We start from the raw sequence: 22,029 nt of genomic DNA, 5'->3' as shown, positions 1-22,029 counted from the left end.
CTACGCGCCGTACAACGCCAGCGCCCATGCCGGCGGGCGCAATTCCAGCGCCAGCGGCAAATAAGCGGGATCGAAGCGCGCCGCCAGCAGGTACACATTGGCGGCGCCCTTGGGTTCCCAGTTCCCCGTGAAGCCCTTTTCGCCGGCCGCCACGCGCTTGCGGTCGAAGGGCACGGCGCTTTTCGCGAATTCCTCGTGCGTCTTTTTTCCCTGCGCATACGGCGCCAGCCAGGCCAGCGCCTCGGCCAGGCGCCGCGCCGGCGGCGCGCCATACCAGTCGTCGCCATGGGCTTGCGCCATCAGCGCCGTCGCCAGCAGCGGTTCCAGGCTGTAGGTGGTGTAATGCAGGGCGTCGCGCTGTTCGAAGTCGAACGGCACGCCGCCGGCGCCGATATTGCGCGGCACATGGGCCAGGAAACGCTCTTTCGCGCGCGCGATCAGCAGCGCCTCGCCCGTGAGGTAAGCGGCGGCCGTGCCGATCTTGATGCGGTGGCTATGCCAGTTGTTGCGCGCCGTCGACGGCCCGCCCACCTTGATCGGATCGCTCAAGTACCCGTGCGCCAGGGTGCGGCAAAATGCCTGCACCTGCTCGCGCTCGACGCCATTCAGGCGCTCCTGCAGCAAATCAAAGCCCGTCAGGAGGCTGGCCAGCTCCGTCTCGTCGACGGGACTGAACGACGGCTGATAGCCACTGCTCCAGGCCAGCACCAGCCGGCGCGCGCTCTCGAAATGCGCCATGTCGCCCGACAGCCGCCAGGCCAGCGCCTGCAGGCGCGCCTGGCGCCAGTCTTCCTGCGCCTGCTGGCTGTGTTCGCGCCCGCCCTCGCCCTTCAGCAAGCCGCCCGTGCGCACTTGCGCCATCAAATGCACGGGCCGCGCCGCATCCTTGCGCGCCGCCTTGAGCACCTGTTCGGCAACGGCAGGGGTCACGCGCGCCTTCAGCGTGCGGGCGCGCTCGGCCGACGTCAGCGCAAACGGCAGCGCTGCCTCGTGCGGGCGCGGCGCCGCGCGCAGCTGCGCCAGGGACAACGCCAGCAAGCCGGCCAGCACGGCGCGGCGGCGCATCAGGAAGGGCGTCAAAACCGCGTTTCCCGCGCCGCGCGCAGGAAGTTGTCGAGGATGGGCGTGCAGTCGAGCAGTTCGACGCCGCCCGCCGAATGGAATTCCGGGTGCCACTGCAGACCCATGACGAAGCGCGCCCGCTGGTAGCGGATGGCCTCGACGATATTGTCTCCCTGCGAATACGCTTCCACCGTGATGTCGCGTCCCAGGTCCTTGACCGACTGGTGGTGGATGGAATTGACCAGTGCCTCGCCCGTCTTCGGGAACAGGCCGGCCAGTGACGAACCTTTCGGGAAGACGATGCTGTGGCGGTGGCGGTCATACAGGTCGTTGACGTGCGAGGTGGCGCCTTCCACGTCCGAGGCGATGTCCTGGTACAGCGTGCCGCCGAAACCGACATTAATCAATTGACAACCACGGCAAATGCCCAGCACGGGCTTGCCCGCGTCGACGAATTCGTGCAGCAGCTCCAGCTCGTACAAGTCGCGCGCGCGGTCGCCGCTCCATTCGGGCCGCGTGGCCGTCTCCGAATAGGTCTGCGGCGAGACGTCGGCGCCGCCCTGCAGCACCAGGCCGTCCAGGTGGCGCGCATAGTGGCGCAAGGTGATGTTGCTCGGGTGGAGCAGGCCGCTGGTATTGACCGTGGGAATCATGAACACCAGCACGTCGCGCGACATGACCCACTGCGCGATCGACTCTTCCAGGTATTGCAGGTTCTTGCTGCGCAGGCCCGTGGCACCGGGCTCGGGATGGAAGATGCGCGCCGAGATGCCGATGCGCAAGGTGCGCCGCATGAAATCGCGGCTCGCCTTGTCGCGCATGGAACGGTAGCGCGACGAGATCACCCGCCAGGCCAGCGCCAGCGGCGTGTCATTGTCCTTCAGGTAGCGCGGCGCGGCGTCGCGTGCGCGGTGCTCGTCGTCGGATGCCCGGCCAACCCGGTCGGGCCGGGATGGCGGTGCAGGATCGGTGGAAGGGGGCTGCTGGGGATCTTTTTCGTCTGACATGGCAAGGCTGACTCAAAGCGGGGACGGTTTCAATATAAACCCCCGCCTCCGAAAGCACGATTCAATTTTGTAACAAAAGCATACGTGCGGCGCATCCGCGCAACAGGAGCGCACCCAACGCATACGCCGCGTTTACGCCGGCGGCCCCGCTTTTTAGAGAATCTTTACGGCCCCGCTGCTAATCTTGAACGTACCTCAACCACCGCTGCAAAGCCGCCATGGATCCCCATTCACGCCACTCTATGCCTCCAGCGCATCAAGCGCTGCCCCACCGCCATCCCCGCCTGCCCACCTTCCTCATGCACATCACGGTCGACAAATCCTGCCTGGCCGAGCTGCGCCAGCTGGTCGTCAAGACCTGCGGCGGCATGCTCTCGTTCATGCGCGTCGAAGCGGTCGACCATGCCGAGCGCATGAAAGTCTGGCTGTGCGTGACGGAACCGGCCCTGCGCCTGACGATGGATGCCGTCATGCGCCTGCTGCCGGCGGCGGAATTTGGCCGCATCAGCCAGGGGAAATCGCTATGAACCAGTATGCCTGCGAGCAGGCGATGTCCACCTCCCGCATCACCGCGCACTTCCAGGGCATCTGGGTGCCGATGGTCACGCCGTTCCGCGATGGCCAGATCGACGTCGACGCCGCGCAGCAGCTGGCCGGCGAGCTGGCCGCCAGCGGCATCGACGGCCTGGTCGCGTGCGGCACCACGGGCGAGGCGGCCATGCTGAGCGCCGCCGAACAGACCATGCTACTGGATAGCGTGCTCGAAGCCGTCGGTCCGCGCTTTCCCGTCGTGATGGGCGTGGGCGGCAGCGACACGCACGGCGTCATCGCCAGCGTGCAGCGCTATAACGACCATCCGCTGGCCGGCCTGCTGATCTCCGCGCCCGCCTATGTGCGCCCGTCGCAGGACGGCATCGTGCGCCACTTCCAGGCCATCGCCGCCGCCACCGACCAGTCCATCGTGCTGTACAACGTACCGGCCCGCACGGGCGTGAATATCGCGCCGCAGACGGCCGCCCTGCTGGCGCGCGACTCCCATTTCGTCGCCATCAAGGAAGCGGGCGGCACGCTGCAGCAGCTCGGCGAATTGCTGCTCGACACGCGCCTGGACGTGCTGTGCGGCGACGATGCGCTGCTGCTGGCCAGCCTGTCCATGGGCGGCCACGGCGCCATGTCGGCCGCCGCCCAGGTACGTCCCGACCTGTATGCGCAGCTGTTCCACCTCGTCAAGCAGGGCCGCCACGGCGCAGCAGGCGCCCTGTTCAAGGCCATGCTGCCCGTCATCCGCCTGCTGTTTTCCGAACCCAACCCCGGCCCCGTGAAGGCGGCGCTGGCCATGCAGGGCAAGGTGCGCGACGAGCTGCGCTTGCCGATGACACCCATGTCCCAGGCCGGCCAAGCCGCGCTGGCCGATGCGCTGGAACAGCTGATGGAGCTGCCCGTATGGACGGCCGATGAAAGGCTGGCCGCGCGCGAAAGCTGCCTGCTGCAGCTGGTCTCCCCTGCCAACATCATGCCCGCGGTACGCCACGATGATCATCGCCATCACGGATGAACGCGGCGGGATGGAAAAATCCATCGTCGCCGGACGGCTGGCTGCCTCGCGCGCGCTGGCCGGACGCAAGGTATTGCTGCTCGATGCCGATCCGCGCCAGGGAGCCCTGGCGCAGGCCAGGATCATGCACGACGGCGTCACGCAAAACAGCGTGACGCGGCCGCGCCTGATGGCGCGCGCCATCAGCGCCAAGGGTCTGCAACCGGAACTCGAGCACCTGGTGACCTGCTACCACGACATCGTCATCGACAGCGAAGGCCGCGATTCCATGGGCAGCCGCTCGGCCCTGATCGCTGCGCGCGTGCTGGTGGTGCCGCTGGACGGCGGCATCGACGCCGCCGCGCAGGCAGGCCTGACGCGCCGCATCGCGCATGCGCGCAGCTTCAATCCCGGTCTATGCGTCTTGCTGGCAACGGACACGCAAGCGTCGGCCGCCCACACCCTGGCCGCGCGGATCCCGGCAGCCCGCGTGGTCGGCCTGGGACAGCTGTATTGCGCCGTGTTCGACTGCAGCCACCGCGCGGCATAGCAACGACGGCTGGGGCCAGACCCGCCGGGTCCGGCCCCATTTTCAGCACGCGAAAGGCGGCGCCGCCGCCTCTCCTCCCTTCAATTAAAACGTCTTGCTGACCGTCAGCAGCAGCGCCGTCTTGCCCATGAACTTGCCGTTGACCGGCGAGGCATAGGCGGCCTTGCCGGCATTCGTGCCGATCACGGCCAGCGCGCCAGAAACAAAACCGAAGTCGCGCGTCACGCCCACTTTCCAGTCCGTGTAGCTCGATGCATCATTGTTGTTGACCTTCTGATGGCCCGCATGCAGGTTGCCGGTCCAGCCATTCGTCAGGTCGATATTCGCGCCGATATCGAGGTAGCCGCTGTTCTTGCTGTTGACGATGCCGAACAGGTTGGAGACGGCATGCGAGTACTTGATGTAGGCCGCGCCATACGACAGCTGGCCGTAGACTTCCTGCGTATCCGCGTTGGCCAGGCCGGCGACGTGCTTCAAGCCGTTGTCCGCGTACACATATGCGAGCACGCCCACGTCATAGCCGATATCGGCGTTCAACTGCCCGCGCTTGCCCGCATACAGGTCCACTTCCACGTCGCCGCTGCCGCCCGCGTCCTTGGTCCACTTGATGGTCGAGGCCCACGCGCCCGCATACAGGCCGGTGGGATTGTTGACGTAATCAAAGCCGCCCTGCAGCGCGGGCTTCAAGCGCGTCTGCGAGATGCCGCGGTAGCGGTAGTCGGACACGCCGGCCACGTTGAAACTCAGCTCGTTGTCCGGCTTGGCCTCGTCGGCGTGGGCCAGGCTGCCGGTAAAGGCGGTGGCGACGGCGAGTGCAAGTAACATTTTATTCATGGTTTTTCTTCTTCATGGGTGGTATGGGCCTTTGCCAACATGGCGCAGCTGGCCCGCCGCTGCAAAAATTCGGGTAAAGCGTCCCCCTGGCGCGCGCGGCGCCTGTTTTCAGACAGGGGATGAAAAGCGGTTTAAGCGGTTTAGAGAGGCAGCAGCAAGCGGTAGCCGACGGCCGTTTCCGTCAGCAGGTACTGCGGCTGGGCCGGGTCGGCTTCCAGCTTCTGCCGCAAATGCCCCATGTAGATGCGCAGGTAGTGGCCGTTTTCGCTGTTCGACGGCCCCCACACTTCGCGCAGCAGTTGCGGATTGGTGACGACCCTGCCCGCGTTTTTCACCAGGACGGACAGCAAACGGAATTCCGTCGGCGTCATGTGCACCAGCTGCTTGTTGCGCGTCACCAGGCGGTCCTTCAGGTCGACGCGCACGTCGCCGAACTGCACCACGCCGTCATCGCTGGCGGCGGGCTGGCGCTGGCGGCGCAAGGTGGCGCGCACGCGCGCCAGCAGCTCGCCCACGCCGAACGGCTTGGTCAGGTAATCGTCCGCGCCCGCGTCGAGCGCGCGTATCTTGTCCTGCTCGTCGACCCGCGCCGACAGCACGATGATGGGCACGGCCGACCATTTGCGGATGTCGGCGATGAAGTCGATGCCGTCGCCGTCGGGCAGACCCAGGTCCAGCACGATCAGGTCGGGGCGGCGCGTGCCCGCGTCGATCAGGCCCCGCTGCATGGTGGCCGACTCGAAAATCTGCCAGCCCTCGTCCTCCAGCGCGGAGCGCACGAAACGGCGGATTTGCGGTTCATCCTCGACCAGCAAGGCGGTGGCGGAAGGTTCGTTCATGATGGTTGTCCTGTTTCAAAATCGTTTGCATCGTCCGGCTCCGGCGCGGGCGGTGCCGGCGGCGTGCCCAGCGGCAAGGTAAAGACCATGGCCGCGCCCTGTGCCGACGCGGCTGGCTGCGCGTGGATGGTGCCGCCGTGCGCTTCGACGATGGCGCGGCAGATGGCCAGCCCCAGTCCCACGCCCGGCTTGTTCGACTCGCGCTCGCCGCGCGTGAATTTTTCGAAGATGGCTTCCTCGCGCCCGGGCGGCAAGCCCGGGCCATCGTCCTGCACCGTCACCTGCAGGAACTGCCCATGTACCCGGCCAACGATGGCGATGCTGCTGCCCGGCGGCGTGTACTTGGTCGCGTTTTCCAGCAGGTTGCACAGCACGCGCTCGATCAGCACGGCGTCGTAGCGCACCAGCGGCAAGTCCGGCGCCAGCTGCGTCTGCACGCGGTGGGCCTGCAACTGCGGGCCGCTGGCGCGCAGCGCGCTGCCGACCACCTCTTCCAGCGCCTGCCATTGCAGGTTCAGGCGCACCTGGCCGCTTTCGATGCGCGCCATGTCCAGCAGGTTCGCCACCAGCGCACTCATGCGCACTGTCTCGGACTGCAGCGCGCGCGCCATGTCCAGCTGCGCGCTGGACAGCGCCGGTTTCGACAGGGCCAGCGATTCGGCCAGCCCCACCAGCGACGTCAACGGCGTGCGCAGGTCGTGCGACAGGGCCGCCAGCAGCGAATTGCGCAAGCGTTCTGACTCCATCTGCACCAGCGCACCCTGCGCCACGTCGATGTAGTGCACGCGTTCGAGGGCGATGGCTGCCAGCGCGGCAAAGGTGTCCAGGTGCTGGCGCTGCTCGGGCACCAGCAGCCAGCGCCCGTGACGCGGCGCCTCCAGCGGCAGCAGCGCCAGCAAGCCGCGCGTGCGCATCGGCGCGATCAGCGGCAGATAAAAAATGCTCGATCCCGGCAGGGTATCGGTGCCCGTGCCGGCCGCCTGGGCATGGTCGAAGGCCCACTGCGCGATGCCCATGTCCAGCGGCTCCACGCCATTTGGCGATTGCAGCCGTCCCTCGTCATCGGGCAGCAGCAGGGTCGCGCGCGCGCGGAACGCCCGCTCGATGGCATTTTTCGTGATCTCGAAAATCTGCTCCGTCTGCAGCACGCTGGATAACTCGCGTGAAAACTCGTACAGGGCCCGCGCCCGCGCTTCGCGGTGCGAAGCGACCCGTGCCTGGAAACGCAGGCCGGCCGTCAGGTGGCCCGTGATCAGGCCCACGGCCAGCATCACGCCAAAGGTGATGATGTATTGAAAATCGCCCACGGCAAACGAGAAACGCGGCGGCACGAAGACGAAGTCGAAGCAGGCCACGCCCACCAGGCTGGCCAGCGCCGCCGGTCCGCGCCCCAGGCGCACGGCCACCAGCACCACCGTGAGCAGCGACAGCATGGCGATATTGGCCAGGTCCAGGTAAGGCTGCAACGGCACCGAAACGAGGGCCGTGGCCATGCTGGCGCCGGCCGCCAGGATGTAGCGCCAGTGGCGCATGGGGCGGCGCGGCGTTTCCGCGTCCACGCCCGCGACAGGCCGGGGCGGGGCGTCAGCTGGCGGCAAGCCCACCTCGATCAGGTCGATATCGGGCGCCAGGCTGGCCATGCGCGCCGCCGGCGACGCACTCCACAGCCGCGTCAGCCAGCCGCCCCTGCCCTGCCCGCGCCCGACGATGACTTTCGAGATATTCGCGCCGCGCGCATAGTCGACGATGGCGGCGGCGATGTCGCCGGAGGGATTGACGGCCGTGCGCGCGCCCAGGTCCTGCGCCAGCTTCAGCGTTTTCAGGATGCGTTCGCGCTGGCGCGCCGGCAGGCGCTGCAGGCGCGGCGTTTCCACATACAGCGCATGCCATTCCGCATTGAGCTGGCTGGCCAGGCGCGCCGTGCTGCGGATGACATGTTCGCCGCCCGCGCGCGGCCCCACGCAAGCCAGCAGCGCGGCGCCCGTCTTCCAGACGGGATTGATCGACTTCTCGACGCGGTAGGCTTGCACGTCGTCCTGCACGCGGTCGGCCGTGCGGCGCAAGGCCAGTTCGCGCAAGGCGATCAAATTACCCTTGCGGAAAAAATGCTGCGACGCCCGCTCCGCCTGCTGCGGCTGATACACCTTGCCCAGTTTCAGGCGGCGCAGCAGTTCATCGGCGGGGATATCGACCAGCACCACCTCGTCGGCGCGGTCGAACACCGTGTCGGGCAGGGTCTCGGCCACGCGCACGCCGGTGATCCCGCCCACCACATCGTTCAGGCTTTCCAGGTGCTGCACGTTGACGGTGGAAAGCACGTCGATGCCGGCCGCCAGCAATTCCTCGACATCCTGCCAGCGCTTCGGATGGCGCGAACCGGCCACGTTCGAATGGGCCAGTTCGTCCATCAGGATCAGCGGCGGCGCACGCCGCAGCGCTTCGTCCAGGTCGAACTCGAACAGGGTCTTGCCGCGGTATTCGACGGCCTTCCGGGGCAGCAGCGGCAGTCCGTCCAGCAGGGCGGCCGTATCCTGGCGCCCATGCGTCTCCACCACGCCGACCAGCAGATCCTGACCATCGGCCAGCAATTTGCGGGCGGCGGCCAGCATCGCATAGGTCTTGCCGACGCCGGCGGAGGCGCCAAAATAGATGCGCAGCCTGCCGCGCGCGGCTTTCTTTTCCTGCGCCTGCACTTGCGCCAGCAGGGCGTCAGGGTCGGGGCGTTGGCTGTCGTTGGGGAGCATATTGTATTTTAGTCTTCTTGGAGCATCTGTAGGCCGGATTAGCGCTAGCGCGTAATCCGACGGCATTGTTGGCTGCGCCGTGGGTAATGTCGGCTTACGCTGCGTCAAGTCAACCTACGCCGACCTACGCACCATTGCCAGCTTACTTTGCCATGGCATCCAATGCCAGATTCAGTTCCAGCACATTGACCCGCGGTTCGCCAAAAAAGCCGATATACGCGGTTTTCTGCACCTTGGCGATGGCGTTTTCCACCTGCGCCAGCGGCACGGCGCGCACGCGGGCCACGCGCGGCGCCTGGTACAGGGCACCCGCCAGGCTGATTTCAGGGTCCAGGCCGCTGCTCGACGCCGTCACCAGGTCAACGGGGATCGGGTTGCGGTTGCCAGGATCGGCTGCCTGCAGGGCGGCGATGCGCGCCTTGACGGCGTCGACCAGGGCAGGATTGCTCGGTCCCTGGTTCGAGCCGCCCGAACCGGCGCCGTTATTCGCCATCGGCGCGGTGGCCGATGGACGGCCCCAGAAATACTTGGGCGAGGTGAACGACTGGCCGATCAGGCTGGAGCCGACCGGTTTGCCACCACGCTCGACGATGCTGCCATTGGCTTCCTCATTGAAAGCCAGTTGCCCGATGCCGGCCGTGGCAAACGGATAGACGACGCCGCAGATCACGGTCAGCGCGGCAAACAGGACCAGGGCGGGACGTACGATAGTGCTCATGATGGTTCCTTTAGACGAGGTTGAGTGCGGACAGCAGCATGTCGATCAGCTTGATCCCGATGAAGGGCAGGATGATGCCGCCCAGGCCGTAGATCAGCAGGTTGCGGCGCAACAGGCTGGCCGCGCCGATGGCGCGGTATTGCACGCCCTTCAGCGCCAGCGGGATCAGCACGACGATGATCAGCGCATTGAAGATCACGGCCGACATGATGGCCGAGGCGGGGCTGGCCAGGTGCATGATGTCGAGCGCCTTCAGCTGCGGATACGTGCCCACGAAGGCGGCCGGGATGATGGCGAAATACTTGGCGATGTCGTTCGAGATCGAGAACGTCGTCAGCGAACCGCGCGTCATCAGCATCTGCTTGCCGATTTCGACGATCTCCAGCAGCTTGGTGGGGTTCGAGTCGAGGTCGACCATGTTGCCCGCTTCCTTGGCCGCCTGCGTGCCCGAATTCATGGCCACGGCCACGTCGGCCTGGGCCAGCGCGGGCGCGTCGTTGGTGCCGTCGCCCGTCATCGCCACCAGGCGGCCTTCGGCCTGGTAGCTGCGGATGAGTTTCAGCTTGTCTTCCGGCGTCGCTTCCGCCAGGAAGTCGTCCACGCCCGCCTCGGCGGCAATCGCGGCGGCCGTCAGCTTGTTGTCGCCCGTGATCATGACGGTCTTGATGCCCATGCGGCGCAGTTCCGCGAAGCGTTCCTTGATGCCGCCCTTGACGATATCCTTCAGCTCCACGGCGCCCATGACGCGGCCATCGTCGACCACCACCAGCGGCGTGCTGCCGCGGCGGGCGATGTCGTCGACGGCGCGCGCCACCTCTTCCGGATACGGCTGGCCCAGCGCTTCCACATATTTTTTCATGGAGTCGGCCGCGCCCTTGCGCAGCTGGCGCACCTGCTGCTCGCCCGCGATATCCACGCCGCTCATGCGCGTCTGCGCCGTGAACGGCACGAAGGTGGCGTGCAGGCTGGCCATCTCGCGTTCGCGGATATTGAACTTCTGCTTGGCCAGCACGACGATGCTGCGCCCTTCCGGCGTTTCATCGGCCAAGGAGGCCAGCTGCGCCGCGTCGGCCAGCTGCTGCTCCGTCACGCCGGGCGCCGGCACGAAGTTCGACGCCTGGCGGTTGCCCAGGGTGATGGTGCCGGTTTTATCGAGCAGCAGCACGTCGACGTCGCCAGCCGCTTCCACGGCGCGGCCCGAGGTGGCGATCACATTGGCCTGCATCATGCGGCTCATGCCGGCCACGCCGATGGCCGACAGCAGGCCGCCGATGGTGGTCGGGATCAAACACACCAGCAGCGCGATCAGCACGGTGATGGTGACGGGCGAACTTGTCACACCTTGGCTACCGGCCGCCGCCACGGAAAACAGCGAATACGGCAGCAGGGTCACGGTGACGATCAGGAAAACGATGGACAGGGCGACGAGCAGGATCGTCAAGGCGATCTCATTCGGCGTCTTCTGGCGCTTGGCGCCTTCCACCATGGCGATCATGCGGTCGATGAACGCTTCGCCGGGATTGACGGAGACGCGCACCAGCAGCCAGTCCGACAGCACGCGGGTGCCGCCCGTGACGGCGGAAAAATCGCCGCCCGATTCGCGGATGACGGGCGCCGATTCGCCCGTGATGGCGCTCTCGTCGACGGAGGCCACGCCGGCCGTCACTTCGCCGTCGGCGGGAATCACGTCGCCCGCCTCGACCAGCACCGTCATGCCCTTGCGCAGGTCGGTGGCGGGCGTGGGCAGCCAGGAGGTGCCATATTTTGGCGTCTGCATCTTTTTCGCCATCACCGTCTGTTTCAGGGCGCGCAGCGAGGCCGCCTGGGCCTTGCTGCGGCCTTCGGCCAGCGCTTCGGCGAAGTTTGCGAACAGCACGGTAAACCACAGCCACACGGCGACGGCGACGATGAAGCCGAACGGCGCTTCACCCTGGCCATTCAGGGCCTGGATGGCCAGCAGGGTCGTGATGATGCTGCCGACATAGACGACGAACATCACGGGGCTGCGCCACTGCGTGCGGGGGTCGAGTTTTTTGAACGCATCGACGACGGCGGGGCCGATCAGTGCGGAATCGAACAAAGTCAGGCTTGTGCGTGACATGGTAGCCTCTTATTTGATGAATAGTTGCAGGTGTTCGACGACGGGGCCCAGGGCCAGCGCGGGAACATAATTGAGCACGCCGACCAGCACGACGACGCCGATCAGCAGGCCGATGAACATGGGGCCGTGCGTGGGCATGGTGCCGGCATTGGCCGACAGGCGCTGCTTGCCGGCCAGTGAACCGGCCACCGCCAGCACGGGCACGATCACGGCGAAGCGGCCGAACCACATGGCGATCGCCAGCATCACGTTATAGAACGGCGTGTTGGCGGACAGGCCGGCAAACGCGCTGCCGTTGTTGTTGGCGGCCGAGGTGAAGGCGTACAGGATTTCGGAAAATCCATGCGCGCCCGGATTGGCCACGCCCACCGTGCCCGGCTCCACCATCACGGCGATCGCCGTTCCCGTCAGCACCAGGGCCGGCGTCACCAGGATGGCCAGCGACACCATCTTCATTTCATACGCCTGGATTTTCTTGCCCAGGTATTCCGGCGTGCGGCCTATCATCAGGCCGGCGATGAAGACGGCCAGGATGGCGAACATCAGCATGCCGTACAGGCCCGTGCCCACGCCGCCGAACACCACTTCGCCGAACTGCATCAGCAGCAGCGGCACCATGCCGCCCAGGGGCATGTAGGAGTCGTGCATGGAGTTGACGGCGCCGCACGATGCCGCCGTCGTCACCGCCGCGAACAGGGTCGAGGAACTGATGCCGAAGCGCGTTTCCTTGCCTTCCATATTGCCGCCCGATTGCAGGCTGCTGGCCTGCTGGTCCACGCCCAGCGCCTGTAGGGCAGGATTGGCTTGCTGCTCGGCGCTCATCACGCCGGCCGTCATGACGACGAAGATGACGGTCATGGCGGCCAGTACGGCCCAGCCCTGGCGCATGTCGCCCACCATGCGGCCAAAGGTGAAGCACAGGCCGGCGGGAATCAGGAAGATGGCCAGCATCTGCAGGAAGTTCGACAGCACGGTGGGGTTTTCATACGGATGCGAGGAATTGGCATTGAAGAAGCCGCCGCCATTCGTGCCCAGCAGCTTGATCGACTCCTGCGACGCGACGGGGCCCATGGCGATCGTCTGCGTTTTTGCCACTTGCGCTTCCATCACGGGCTTGCCGGCCGCATCCAGCACGGGCTGGCCATCGGCCGCCATTTTCGGCGTCTCATACGCCACCTGGTCGAGCAGGGTCACTTCCTTGTACGGGGAAAAATTCTGGATCATGCCTTCGCCCATGAAGACGACGGACAAGGCCAAGGAGAGCGGCAGCAGGATGTACAGGGTCGAGCGCACCAGGTCGACCCAGAAATTGCCGATCGACTTGCCCGAGCGCGAGGCGAAGCCGCGCACCAGCGCAAAGATCACGGCGATGCCCGTGGCGGCCGAGAAGAAGTTCTGGCAGGCCAGGCCCAGCATCTGGGTCAGGTAGCTCATGGTCTGTTCGCCGCCGTAGCCCTGCCAGTTGGTATTGGCGACAAAGCTGACGGTGGTATTGAACGAGGAATCCGGGCTGACGGCGCCCAGTCCCTGGGGATTCAGCGGTAAAAAGCCCTGCAGGCGCTGCAGGCCATACACAAACACGGCGCCCACGGTATTGAAGACGATCAGGGCGATGGCATAGCTTTTCCAGCCCATGGCCTTGTCGGCGGGCAGGCCGGACCAGCGGTACAGCAGGTTTTCCAGCTTTTGCAGCCAGCCCAGGCCGCGCAGCGGCGCGTCGCCGGCCACCCTGGCCATGTACGATCCCAGCGGATAGGCGGCCGCCAGCAGCACGACGAGGAAAGCGAGCAGTAATAGTGTTGATTGGGTCGTCATCACAGTTCCTCCGCCTTCAGCAGCGCCACCAGCAGGTACACGAGCAAGCCGGCCGACACGAAGGCGCCCAGCACATAAAACGCGTTCATTTCACGCTCCCTAATTTGTCGCAGGCGACGGCAAAGCCGACCACCACGACGAAAAACACGGCAATCAAGCCGAGATACACGATATCCATTCCCACCCTCATTCAGGTTTGTTTTGATAGTGAGCAGATTAGCCAAATGGATCTAAAAAATTCGTAAAGACTGGGCGGGCAGCTGTAAACAAGATGTAAAAACGGGGGCTTTACCGCATAAAATCCGCCACAATTGGCGCAAAACCACGGCTGTGGCGCACTCTTGTTGCCTTGGAGTAGCGCTATTGCTCGCCGATCAAGATAGAATGCGCGAGCGTCCGCACAAGGACGCCTAGCCTGCCGCACTGCCCTCCCCCAGTGACGCTGGACGGGATATACTGTACATTCATACAGTTATCGCCGCCGCTGTCACTGCGCCGCGCAGTGCCCCGGCCTGGCGTTCCAACCACTGTCTTTACTTAGCTTGAACACGTATGGCCACTAAAAAACCAGCATCCGACTACAGCGAATCATCCATCCGTGTCCTGAAAGGACTGGAACCCGTCAAGCAGCGCCCGGGGATGTACACCCGCACTGAAAATCCGCTGCACATCATTCAGGAAGTGATCGACAATGCCTCCGACGAGGCGCTGGGCGGTCATTGCACGCATATCGCCGTCACGCAAAACACCGATGGCAGCATCACCGTCGAAGACAATGGCCGCGGCATTCCCGTCGGCCTGCATCCGGAAGAAGGCGTGCCGACGGTGGAAATCGTGTTTACGCGGCTGCACGCGGGCGGCAAGTTCGACAAGGGCTCGGGCGGCGCCTACGCGTTTTCGGGCGGCCTGCACGGCGTCGGCGTATCCGTCACCAATGCACTGTCGACGCGCCTGGAAATCACCGTCTGGCGCAAGGAAAGCGACGGCAACGGCCTGCATCACATGGTGTTTGCCAACGGCGACGTGATCGAACCATTGAATTCGCGTCCCGCCCCGCGCGACGGCAAGAAGTCGGGCACGCGCGTGACGGCCTGGCCCGATGCAAAGTATTTTGACTCGCCGAATATCTCGCAAACCGAGCTGCAACGCCTGCTGCGCTCGAAAGCCGTGCTGCTGCCGGGCGTGACGGTCACGCTGACCAATGCCAAGACGGGCGACACGCAAACCTGGCTGTACGCGGAAGGCTTGCGAGGCTACCTGACCGAATCGCTGGCGCAGGTGTCGAATGGCGAAACGCTGATCCCCCTGTTCGAGGGCGCGCAATACGCGGGCCCGGACTCGGAAGGCTTTGCCGAAGGCGAAGGCGCGGCCTGGGTCGTGGCGTGGACGGAAGAAGGCGCCATCGTGCGCGAGTCGTATGTCAACCTGATTCCCACCTCGAATGGCGGCACGCACGAATCGGGCTTGCGCGACGGCCTGTTCGGCGCCGTGAAGAACTTCGTCGAGATGCATTCGCTGCTGCCGAAAGGCGTGAAGCTGCTGCCCGAAGACGTATTCGCGCGCGCTTCCTTCGTGCTGTCGGCGAAGGTGCTGGACCCGCAATTCCAGGGCCAGATCAAGGAACGCCTGAACTCGCGCGACGCCGTGCGTCTCGTCTCGACCTTCACCAAGCCGCCGCTGGAACTGTGGCTGAACCAGCACGTCGACTACGGCAAGAAGCTGGCCGAATTGGTGATCAAGCAGGCGCAGTCGCGCCAGCGCTCGCTGCAAAAAGTGGAAAAGAAAAAATCCTCGGGCGTGGCCGTATTGCCGGGCAAGCTGACCGACTGCGAATCGTCGGACATCACGCGCAATGAACTGTTCCTCGTCGAGGGCGACTCGGCGGGAGGTTCGGCCAAGATGGGCCGCGACAAGGAATTCCAGGCCATCCTGCCCCTGCGCGGCAAGGTGCTGAACTCGTGGGAGACGGACCGCGACCGCCTGTTCGCCAACAACGAGATCCACGACATCGCAGTCGCCATCGGCGTCGACCCGCACACCGTGGGCGACACGCCCGACCTGTCCGGTCTGCGCTACGGCAAGATCTGTATCCTCTCCGACGCGGACGTGGACGGCTCGCACATCCAGGTATTGCTGCTGACCCTGTTCTTCAAGCACTTCCCCGCCCTGATCAACAAGGGCCATATCTGCATCGCCCGTCCGCCGCTGTACCGCGTGGACGCACCCGCGCGCGGCAAGAAGCCGATCCAGAAAATCTACGCGCTCGACGACGGCGAACTGCTCGCCATCGAGGACAAGCTGCGCAAGGAAGGCGTGAAACAGGGCGCCTGGTCGATCTCGCGCTTCAAGGGCCTGGGCGAGATGAACGCCGAGCAGCTGTGGGAAACGACGATGAACCCGGACACGCGCCGCCTGCTGCCCGTGACCCTGGGCGAAATCGACCACATGGCCTCGGCCGCCCGCTTCAACATGCTGATGGGCAAAGGCGAGGCGGCAGGCCGCCGCGCCTGGATCGAGGAACACGGCAATGAGGCGGAGGCGGATATCTAAATGATCATCGGCATCGACCTCGGCACCACCAACAGCCTGGTCGCCATCTGGCGCGACGGCAAGGCATCCATCATTCCGAATGCGCTGGGCGACCACCTGACGCCGTCGTGCGTCAGCATCGACGACGACGGCACCGTGCTGGTGGGGCGCGCCGCGCGCGAGCGCCTGCAGACGCACCCGCAGCTGACGGCGGCCGTCTTCAAGCGCTACATGGGCAGCGAAAAGAAAATCACCCTCGGCACGCAGCACTTTCGTCCGGAAGAGCTGTCGTCGATGGTGCTGCGCGCGCTGAAGGAAGACGCCGAAGCGTTTTTGGGACACAAGGTCGAGGAAGCCATCATCACCGTGCCCGCGTATTTCAGCGATGCGCAGCGCAAGGCCACGCGCATCGCCGGCCAGCTGGCAGGCCTGCGCGTGGAGCGGCTGCTGAATGAACCGACGGCCGCCGCGCTGGCCTACGGCATCCGCGACAAGGAACAGGAAAGCAAATTCCTCGTCTTCGACCTGGGCGGCGGCACCTTCGACGTGTCGATCCTGGAACTGTTTGAAGGCGTGATGGAAGTGCGCGCCTCGGCCGGCGACAATTTCCTCGGCGGCGAAGACTTCGTCAGCGTGCTGGTCGACGCCTTTTTGGAGGGCAGCGGCTTGCGCGACGCCGTCGGCAGCCGCCTGCTCGACCCGCGCCAGCAGCAGTTGCTGCGCGACGAGGCGGAGCGCGTCAAGCGCCTGTTGTCGGAGCAGCCCTCCGTGCGCATGGTCACGCGCTACCAGGACAGGGAATACAGCTGGGAGATCAACGAAGACAAGCTGGCGCAGCTGTGCGAGCCCCTTCTGGCCCGCTTGCGCCTGCCCGTGGAACGGGCACTGCGCGACGCCACCATCCGCGCCGCCGAATTGAATGAAGTGGTGCTGGCCGGCGGCGCCACGCGCATGCCGCTGGTACGCAAGCTGGTGTCGCGCATGTTCGGCCGCTTTCCCGCCATCCACCTGGACCCGGATGAAGCGGTGGCGCTGGGCGCCGCCGTGCAGGCGGGCCTGAAAATGCGCGATGCGGCCCTCGACGAAGTGGTCATGACCGACGTGGCGCCGTACTCGCTGGGCATTTCCATTTCGCGCCAGGTCGGCGCGAACCAGTATGAGGGAGGCCATTACCTGCCCATCATCGAACGCAACTCCGTGGTGCCCGTCTCGCGCACGGAAAACATCACCACCATCCACGACAACCAGAAGGAAATCAACGTCGCGATCTTCCAGGGCGAGTCGCGCCTGGTGGCCGACAACGTCTTCCTCGGCAAGATCAGCTTCCCGATTCCCGCCAAGAAGGCCGGCGAGGTCGGCATCGACGTGCGCTTCACCTATGACGTCAGCGGCGTGCTGGAAGCGGAAGTGACGGTGCTGGCCACGCAGGAAAAGCACAAGATGGTCATCAGCGACAATGCGGGCGTGATGACGCCGGAACAGATCGAGCGGCGCTTCCTTGAACTGGCCGACCTGAAGATCCACCCGCGCGAGCAGCTGGAGAACCGCACCCTGGTCACGCGCGCCGACCGCCTGTACGAACAGTCGCTGGGCGACGTGCGCCAGTACCTGGCCGCGCATACGGCCAACTTCCAGGCCGCGCTGGAAACGCAGGACCCGAACACCATCCGCAAGGCGCGCCAGGCATTGGATGACGTGCTGCGCCAGGTCGAGAGCGAGAGCTTCCTGTAGATGGACGGCGGCATGCACAACGCAGAACGCGGCCTGTGGGAGATCCTGGACACGGCACCGACGGGCGACGAGCGCGCCATCAAGCGCGCGTATGCGAAGCGCCTGAAGGTGACGCGTCCCGAGGATGATGCGGCCGCCTTCCAGGAACTGCGCGACGCCTATGAATACGCGCTGCGCCATGCGCAGCTGTTTGCCGCCGAGTTGCAGGAGCAGGCTGAGGAAACGGCTGAAGCGCATCCGGCCCCGGTAGCGGCAAGTATCGCAGAGACCGGGACGCCGCGCGTGGAAGCCGCCGAATTATGGGGCGTCGTCGACGACGATACCCGAGACACTCTGGACGCGCCTGCGGAACTGTGGGGCGTCATCGCCCAGGAACAGGCACCGCCAGCCGAATTGTGGGGCGTGGTCGCCATCGACCCGGTGCAGGAAGGCGCCAGCCTGTGGCAGGCATTCCTGGAACAGGCAAGGCAGCGCAACGGGGTCGCCCTGCTGCCAGGCTTCCTCGAGCGCGGGGAATTGCTGAACCTCGACGTGCGCGAGGAATTCGACCTGTGCGCGCTGCGCTACTGCGCCAGCGCCGGCTATGAGCTGGCGCTGCGCCAGGCCCTGTTCGAGCAGCTGGGCTGGGAGCATGATTTTTCCTACCTGGCGCGCAGCCATGCGGACCTGGTACGCAGCGCCGTGCAGCGCTACCGGGCCGACCGCTCGTTCGCCCATTTCAGCGACAACCGCGACAGCTACCCGGGCCTGGACTGCATCATGTCGCAACAGCCGCCGAGCGCCTACGCGCGCCAGCTGTTCGATCAAAAATTCACGCTGCAGCTGCGCGAGCTGCTGCAGACGATACGCTGGCAGCATGCCGAAATGCTGGCCTACAAGCTCGATACGGATCTGTTCGAGCAATGGGAACACGTCGTCCATGCCAAACGCTACTTCAAGCAGACGGCGCTGGCATCGTGCGGCCTCGGTTTCGTGCTGCACTTCATGCTGGCCGGCGTGCTCGATGCGGCCGGTTTCAAGCTCGGCGACACGGCTGGCTATGCCAGCCTGCTGGGTTTCCAGGCGCTGGCCTTTGCCCTGCTGGCCATGCATGCCTTGCGCTGGCCGGCGCCGCTGTTCGCGCGCCTGGAAGCGCTGCAGGAACGCCTGCCCGCGCTGTGGGAGCGGCCCGGCCTGCGGCAACTGGGCTGGATCGTGCCCTACCTCGCGCTGGCGCTGCTGCTGTTCCTGCCCGAACGCAGCGAGAGCATGCGTCTCGTCACTTCGGCCGGCTTGTGCGCGTCGGCCTTGCTCGCGTATGCGCTGAATCGCCAGCTGCTGCATGGCATGCTGCTGCTCCTGGCCCTGGGCCTCTCGCTGTTCGCCGCCATGTTCATGAGCGGCAAAGGCCAGGCGGCGCTCGCCATCGGCGAGGCCATGCCGCTGATGTTTTGCCTGGCGGCGCTGGCCCTGCGCAGCGCCACCGGCCTGTATGGCGATTGCCGCTTCCCCGAGGCGCTCCTGCCCCGCCTGCGCGCGGCATGGCTGATCGGCTGTGCGGGCTTGCTGTCGCTGCTGTATGCGCAGCAGCTGCCGGCCGTCCTCGCCGGCGCCATGCTGTTTGCCTGGTCCTGCGCCGGCTTGCTGTTTTCTCCCAGCGATTTCCGCTGGAAGACGATGTGGCCGCTGGTCCTGGTGCCGTCCATCGGCAGCTTTCTGCTGGCCGGCCAGGCCCCCGCTATCCGCGCCATGCCGATGATGCATCACAGCGTCGAACTGGCCATGGCCGTGCTGTATCTGACCTTGCGCTACATGTATCTGACGTACCGCACATCCGCCTCCAAACCCGGGCTGTCATAATCGGCTCCACGAATTCAACCGCAACCACTTAATACTGAAACAAGCGCCATGTCCACACAAACCAATTTATTTGACGATGCCCAGCCTGAGCCGATCGAGCCGGATGAACCGGTATTCGACGGTGAAGCGCTGACCCTGTCCACGTTTGCCGAGCGCGCCTATCTCGATTACGCCATCTCGGTGGTCAAGGGCCGCGCCCTGCCCGACGTCTGCGATGGCCAGAAGCCCGTGCAGCGCCGCATCCTGTATGCGATGAATGAGCTGGGCTTGAATTCCACGGCCAAGCCACGCAAATCGGCGGCCGTGGTCGGCGACGTGCTGGGCAAGCTGCATCCGCACGGCGACCAGTCCGTGTATGACGCGCTGGTGCGCATGGCGCAGGACTTCTCGCTACGCTACCCGCTGATCGATGGTCAGGGCAACTTCGGTTCGCGCGACGGCGATGGCGCGGCGGCGATGCGCTACACGGAAGCGCGTCTGACGCCGATCGCCAAGCTGCTGATGGATGAAATCGGCATGGGCACGGTGGACTTCCAGCCCAATTACGACGGCTCGACGGAAGAACCGAAGCTGCTGCCGGCGCGCCTGCCGATGGTGCTGCTGAACGGCGCCTCCGGCATCGCCGTGGGCCTGGCGACGGAAATCCCGTCGCACAACCTGGCGGAAGTGGCGAAAGCGGCTGTCGCCATGATCCGCGATCCAAAGATCACGCACGCCGAACTGATGGCCATCATCCCCGGCCCCGACTTCCCCGGCGGCGGGCAGATCATCACGCCGCCATCGCAGATCCAGGACATGTATGCGAGCGGCCGTGGCAGCATGAAGGTGCGCGCACGCTGGAAGATCGAGGAACTGGCGCGCGGCCAGTGGCAAGCCGTCGTGACGGAACTCCCGCCGGGCACCTCGTCGCAAAAGGTGCTGGAAGAAATCGAGGAACTGACGAATCCGAAGATCAAGCTGGGCAAGAAGGCGCTGTCGCCGGACCAGGTGGCCCTGAAGGCGCTGATCCTCAATTCGCTCGACACCATCCGCGACGAATCGGGCCGCGCCGCGCCCGTGCGCCTCGTGTTCGAGCCGAAATCGAAAAACCAGGACCAGACGGAATTCATGCTGATGCTGCTGGCGCACACGTCGCTGGAATCGTCGACCTCGATCAACCTGGTGATGATAGGCGGCGATGGCCGTCCGCGCCAGAAGGGCCTGGGCGACATCCTGCGCGAGTGGATCGACTTCCGTTTCGAGACCGTGACCCGCCGTACCGGCTACAAACTGGGCAAGGTCAAGGACCGCATCCATATCCTGGAAGGGCGCGAAGCGATCCTGCTCAATATCGACAAGGTGATCCAGATCATCCGCAATTCGGATGAACCGAAGGCGGCCCTGATCGACGCGTTCAATCTGTCCGAGCGCCAGGCCGACGATATCCTGGAAATCCGCTTGCGCCAGCTGGCGCGCCTGGAAACGCTCAAGATCCAGCAGGAACTGGCCGAGCTGCGCAAGGAAGAAAAGTCGCTGCAGGACCTGCTCGACAACCCGGGTTCGATGAAACGCGCCATCATCCGCGAAATCGAGGCGGACGCCAAGCAGTTCGGCGATGCGCGCCGCACCCTGATCGAGGAAGCGCAAAAAGCCGTGGCCGAGCAGAAGGTGGTCGATGAACCGGTCACCGTCATCATCTCGGAAAAAGGCTGGGTGCGCGCGCGTACCGGCATCGGCCACGATGCGGCCCAGTTCACGTTCAAGGCGGGCGATACCCTGCATGGCGCCTTCGAGTGCCGCACGGTCGACACCCTGCTCGGCTTTGGCAACAACGGCAGGATCTATTCCGTGCCCGTTTCCGCGCTGCCCAACGCACGCGGCGACGGCGTGCCGATCACGACCTTGTGCGACCTGAGCGGCGGTACACCGGGCAACGCCGTGCGCATCCTCCACTACTTCGCGGGCAATGGCGCCACCAGCCTGCTGCTGGCGTCGAGCGCCGGCTACGGCTTCATCGCCAAGGCGGGCGACATGGCCAGCCGCTTGAAAGGCGGCAAGGCCTTCATCACGCTGGACGACGGCGACGTGCCACTCGAGCCAAAGATCATCCCTGACGCGGCCAGCGCCGTGGCCTGCCTGACGGAAGGCGCGCGCCTGCTCGTATTCGGCCTCGATGAAATGAAAACCCTGTCCAAGGGCGGCACGGGCGTCAAGCTGATCGACCTGGAAGGCAAGGACAAGCTGCTGGCCGTGCAGCCGATCACGCAACGCGGCGTCGTCGTCTCCGGCATCGGCCGCGCATCGAAACCGCAGGATGCGTCGCTGGGCGCCACGGCCCTGGCCGAGCACTTCGGCAAGCGCGCCAGGAAAGGCAAGGCGCTGGCGGCCAAGCTGAAGCCCGTTTCGATGACGGCCATCGGCTGATGCAGGATTGATACGGTTCGGTCGATACGTCGGCCGGACCGTCTTTCCCGCAGGCTAAAAAACTAGATGCAGCGAGAAGCAGCCAGCGCAGGGGGGCAGGCCGATGCCGCTGATTCTGGCCATCACGCCGGCATAAACTTTTCTTCAGAGCAAGTCAAAATTGCCTCTGCCAGCTCGTGCAAAAGCTGCCAGCCTTGCTGTGGCATCGAGCATGAATGCGGCTGGAATACAGGCTGCCAGCCATCGCCGGGCATCTATCGCCCTTCATCCGAAAACAATCTCCGTTTCACCCGTTTTCTTCATCTGAAAAAACGGGGCAAACC

16 protein-coding genes are annotated in these 22,029 nt (G+C 65.3%); 7 read left to right on the top strand and 9 right to left on the bottom strand.

Annotated features, from left to right (window positions below):
• Both O0880_RS02195 and O0880_RS02190 read right to left on the bottom strand, forming a co-directional pair.
• Positions 1 to 1,080 (bottom strand): alginate lyase family protein, encoded by a 1,080-nt coding sequence (locus tag O0880_RS02195; RefSeq protein WP_289884799.1) that lies wholly within the window; start codon positions 1,078 to 1,080, stop codon positions 1 to 3.
• Positions 1,077 to 2,069, bottom strand: coding sequence for a type 1 glutamine amidotransferase (locus tag O0880_RS02190; RefSeq protein WP_071321990.1), 993 nt, complete (start codon positions 2,067 to 2,069; stop codon positions 1,077 to 1,079). Before O0880_RS02190 ends, O0880_RS02195 begins: the two co-directional genes overlap by 4 nt.
• Before the next feature lie 242 nt (positions 2,070 to 2,311).
• On the opposite strand from O0880_RS02190, the gene O0880_RS02185 reads away from it, so the two are divergent.
• The 3 genes from O0880_RS02185 to O0880_RS02175 are packed head-to-tail and all read left to right on the top strand — an operon-like array spanning position 2,312 to position 4,153.
• Positions 2,312 to 2,596 carry a hypothetical protein gene (locus O0880_RS02185; protein WP_232251033.1) on the top strand — a complete coding sequence of 95 codons (285 nt, stop codon included), beginning with the start codon at positions 2,312 to 2,314 and terminating at the stop codon, positions 2,594 to 2,596.
• A complete protein-coding gene (dapA, locus tag O0880_RS02180; protein WP_289884797.1) occupies positions 2,593 to 3,624 on the top strand; it encodes a 4-hydroxy-tetrahydrodipicolinate synthase in 1,032 nt (343 codons plus the stop codon). Before O0880_RS02185 ends, dapA begins: the two co-directional genes overlap by 4 nt.
• The gene (locus O0880_RS02175) at positions 3,602 to 4,153 is read left to right on the top strand and encodes a division plane positioning ATPase MipZ (RefSeq protein ID WP_071321988.1); all 552 of its coding nucleotides are present in this window, start codon (positions 3,602 to 3,604) and stop codon (positions 4,151 to 4,153) included. Before dapA ends, O0880_RS02175 begins: the two co-directional genes overlap by 23 nt.
• Positions 4,154 to 4,237: 84 nt before the next feature.
• On the opposite strand, the gene O0880_RS02170 is transcribed toward O0880_RS02175, so the two are convergent.
• The 7 genes from O0880_RS02170 to kdpF form a co-directional block, all read right to left on the bottom strand.
• Positions 4,238 to 4,987 (bottom strand): TorF family putative porin, encoded by a 750-nt coding sequence (locus O0880_RS02170; RefSeq protein WP_289884796.1) that lies wholly within the window; start codon positions 4,985 to 4,987, stop codon positions 4,238 to 4,240.
• Between the two features lie 140 nt (positions 4,988 to 5,127).
• Complete coding sequence (gene kdpE / locus O0880_RS02165) at positions 5,128 to 5,826, bottom strand: two-component system response regulator KdpE (RefSeq protein WP_071321986.1); 699 nt, start codon at positions 5,824 to 5,826, stop codon at positions 5,128 to 5,130.
• A complete protein-coding gene (locus O0880_RS02160) occupies positions 5,823 to 8,570 on the bottom strand; it encodes a DUF4118 domain-containing protein (protein ID WP_289884795.1) in 2,748 nt (915 codons plus the stop codon). The genes kdpE and O0880_RS02160 overlap by 4 nt, the downstream gene beginning before the upstream one ends.
• 142 nt (positions 8,571 to 8,712) lie before the next feature.
• Entirely contained in the window at positions 8,713 to 9,288 is a 576-nt protein-coding gene (gene kdpC, locus O0880_RS02155) for a potassium-transporting ATPase subunit KdpC (protein ID WP_289884794.1), read from the bottom strand.
• Positions 9,289 to 9,298: 10 nt separating this feature from the next.
• Entirely contained in the window at positions 9,299 to 11,389 is a 2,091-nt protein-coding gene (gene kdpB, locus O0880_RS02150; protein ID WP_071321983.1) for a potassium-transporting ATPase subunit KdpB, read from the bottom strand.
• A 9-nt stretch (positions 11,390 to 11,398) separates the two neighbouring features.
• The gene (gene kdpA, locus O0880_RS02145; protein ID WP_289884793.1) at positions 11,399 to 13,204 is read right to left on the bottom strand and encodes a potassium-transporting ATPase subunit KdpA; all 1,806 of its coding nucleotides are present in this window, start codon (positions 13,202 to 13,204) and stop codon (positions 11,399 to 11,401) included.
• Positions 13,204 to 13,293 (bottom strand): K(+)-transporting ATPase subunit F, encoded by a 90-nt coding sequence (gene kdpF / locus O0880_RS02140; RefSeq protein ID WP_071321981.1) that lies wholly within the window; start codon positions 13,291 to 13,293, stop codon positions 13,204 to 13,206. The genes kdpA and kdpF overlap by 1 nt, the downstream gene beginning before the upstream one ends.
• Positions 13,294 to 13,756: 463 nt before the next feature.
• Here kdpF and O0880_RS02135 point away from each other — a divergent pair, with 463 nt between their 5' ends.
• Genes O0880_RS02135 through parC form a run of 4 tightly spaced genes read left to right on the top strand, consistent with a single transcriptional unit; the run spans position 13,757 to position 21,706 of the window.
• Positions 13,757 to 15,754: a DNA topoisomerase IV subunit B gene (locus tag O0880_RS02135; RefSeq protein WP_289884792.1), complete on the top strand. Its 1,998-nt coding sequence runs from the start codon at positions 13,757 to 13,759 to the stop codon at positions 15,752 to 15,754.
• Positions 15,755 to 17,464 carry a molecular chaperone HscC gene (locus O0880_RS02130; RefSeq protein WP_289884791.1) on the top strand — a complete coding sequence of 570 codons (1,710 nt, stop codon included), beginning with the start codon at positions 15,755 to 15,757 and terminating at the stop codon, positions 17,462 to 17,464.
• Positions 17,465 to 17,476: 12 nt separating this feature from the next.
• Positions 17,477 to 19,303 (top strand): J domain-containing protein, encoded by a 1,827-nt coding sequence (locus tag O0880_RS02125; protein ID WP_289884790.1) that lies wholly within the window; start codon positions 17,477 to 17,479, stop codon positions 19,301 to 19,303.
• A gap of 48 nt (positions 19,304 to 19,351) precedes the next feature.
• A complete protein-coding gene (parC, locus tag O0880_RS02120) occupies positions 19,352 to 21,706 on the top strand; it encodes a DNA topoisomerase IV subunit A (RefSeq protein ID WP_289884789.1) in 2,355 nt (784 codons plus the stop codon).
• Positions 21,707 to 22,029 lie beyond the last annotated feature (323 nt).

Source organism: Janthinobacterium sp. SUN118, assembly GCF_030397695.1.
Classification (GTDB): Bacteria; Pseudomonadota; Gammaproteobacteria; order Burkholderiales; family Burkholderiaceae_D; genus Janthinobacterium.
The sequence above is the reverse complement of the archived record's forward strand: the minus strand, read 5'-3'. Positions and strand labels throughout refer to the sequence as shown.